This is a genomic window from Egibacteraceae bacterium (genome assembly GCA_040905805.1).
GTDB lineage: Bacteria > Actinomycetota > Nitriliruptoria > Euzebyales > Egibacteraceae > DATLGH01.
This window is the reverse complement of record JBBDQS010000022.1, coordinates 1-1,778: the sequence shown is the minus strand read 5'-3', so window position 1 is coordinate 1,778 and position 1,778 is coordinate 1. Positions and strand designations below refer to the sequence as shown.

Below are 1,778 nucleotides of genomic sequence, written 5' to 3'. Positions count from 1 at the left end.
CTCGCGGTGGCGATCAGCGAGGCCCAGCGACGCGAGATCCTCGAGATGGACTGGCTGATCCAGGACATCGCGGAGAACGGCCCGGCGACCACCCCCGAAGAGGCAGACGCCCGGGCGGTCCCCGACTTCGACCGGCCGGCCGAGCGCGACTGCCCCACCGGCTGACGCCGGTGGGATCGCTGCCACCCTTGACGAGGTCTTGACCGGGATCCTGACGCGGCTTGACCGGTCGCTGGCACGTTGGGCAGTGAGCTCTTCGCGACGTGAAGGAACGACGATGATGCTGATGGGACCGTGGCTCGTGCTGATCGTGGTGGGCGTCATCGCCGCCGTGTGGGCGTCCCAGCGGCGCAGTGACGACCGTGACGATGTCGCCGTACAGGTACTGGACCGGCGGCTGGCCGAGGGTGACCTGACCGTCGAGGAGCACGCGCAACGAAGCCAGGGCCTGCACGAGCGCGGCTCCGTCTCGGTGTCTCGGTCGGGTGGGTGGGGCGGGCCCGTCGCGGCCATCGCGGCGGCCACGCTCGTCGTGATCCTGCTCATCTGGTTCGGGATGACGAGCTGGGGCGGCGGGGGATGGATGGGCGGCCACATGGGGTGGCGCGGCTCGACGTCGTCGACCACGCAGGTCGTCGATGGCGCCCGCGAGGTCGACGTCGAGGCAGGCGAGCTGTGGTTCGACCCCGCCACCATCCAGGTGACGGCGGGTGAGCCGGTCAACCTTCGGCTGGTCAACACCGGCGAGGCGTTCCACGACCTGACGGTGCCCGGCGCCGATGTGGTGCTGGCGGCCGAGGCCGGCGAGCAGGCTTCCGGCGCCGGCGAGTTCACCGAGCTGGGACGGTACGAGTTCTACTGCAGCGTCCCCGGCCACGCCCAAGGCGGGATGCGCGGAACGATCGAGGTCACCGCGGCCGACTGACGGGCGGTGTCTTCGGTCACTCGCCGGGACACTCGGCCGCGGTCACCTCGGCCTGGGCCTGCCGTTGCTCGTCGGTCCACCAGGTCTTGAGGTAGGTCAGGATCGCGTCGACCTCAGGCTCGGTGAGCTCGCCGCGGAACGCCGGCATGATCTCGTCGCCGGACGCACCCGGACGTGGTGGGAGCCCGTCGAGCACGATGTCGGTGAGCAGGCAGTCGGCGTGGTGCCAGGTGTGTCCCTGGGCGTTGTGGCGGGGCGGGATGTCACTGATCTGCCCGCCGGTCGGACCTCCGTGGCACTGCACGCACGATGCGGCGTACAGCTGCTCGCCGCGGGCGACCACATCGGGGTCCGGGTCGAACCCGCGGTTGCCGCATGCCGCAGCGACGGTCGCAACCACGGCCACGACCGCCAGCACACGCGAACGTGGTCTGCCCGATCTCACGGGCCCACCGTAGAGGGGCACCGGCACCCCACCATCGCCCCACGCTGACCTTGATGGGAACTTGACCGGTCCCGACCTCGCGCTTGACGCACTGCAGCGACGCTTCGCGTGCAGTCTGAAGACCGGCACCCGATGGCCGCGACCCTGACATCGCTCGACACCGACACCGCGGTGCGCTGCCGACTCGCACGCATCGAGGGACAGGCCGCGGGGCTACGCCGGATGTGGGACCAGCAACGTTCCGCCGAGGAGCTGCTCGATCAGATCGCGGCCGTCCGTGCCGCCCTGCGCGGCGTGGCGATCGCGATCGTGCACGACACGGCCGCTGAGCGCCTGAACGCCGCACACGCCATGCCCGACGACACCGACCGGCTCGACGACGTGCTGGCGCTCGTCGACCGTCTGCTG

Annotated in this window: 3 protein-coding genes; 2 read left to right on the top strand and 1 reads right to left on the bottom strand. The window is 70.9% G+C overall.

The window, feature by feature from the left end:
• Positions 1–277 precede the first annotated feature (277 nt).
• Positions 278–925 (top strand): plastocyanin/azurin family copper-binding protein, encoded by a 648-nt coding sequence (locus WD250_03845; GenBank protein ID MEX2619331.1) that lies wholly within the window; start codon positions 278–280, stop codon positions 923–925.
• Positions 926–941: 16 nt separating this feature from the next.
• Here the strand turns inward: WD250_03845 and WD250_03840 are convergent, their stop codons facing one another.
• Positions 942–1,343 carry a cytochrome c gene (locus WD250_03840; GenBank protein ID MEX2619330.1) on the bottom strand — a complete coding sequence of 134 codons (402 nt, stop codon included), beginning with the start codon at positions 1,341–1,343 and terminating at the stop codon, positions 942–944.
• 159 nt (positions 1,344–1,502) lie between these two features.
• Here WD250_03840 and WD250_03835 point away from each other — a divergent pair.
• Positions 1,503–1,778: metal-sensitive transcriptional regulator (locus tag WD250_03835; protein ID MEX2619329.1), on the top strand; the 276-nt coding region annotated here is incomplete at its 3' end.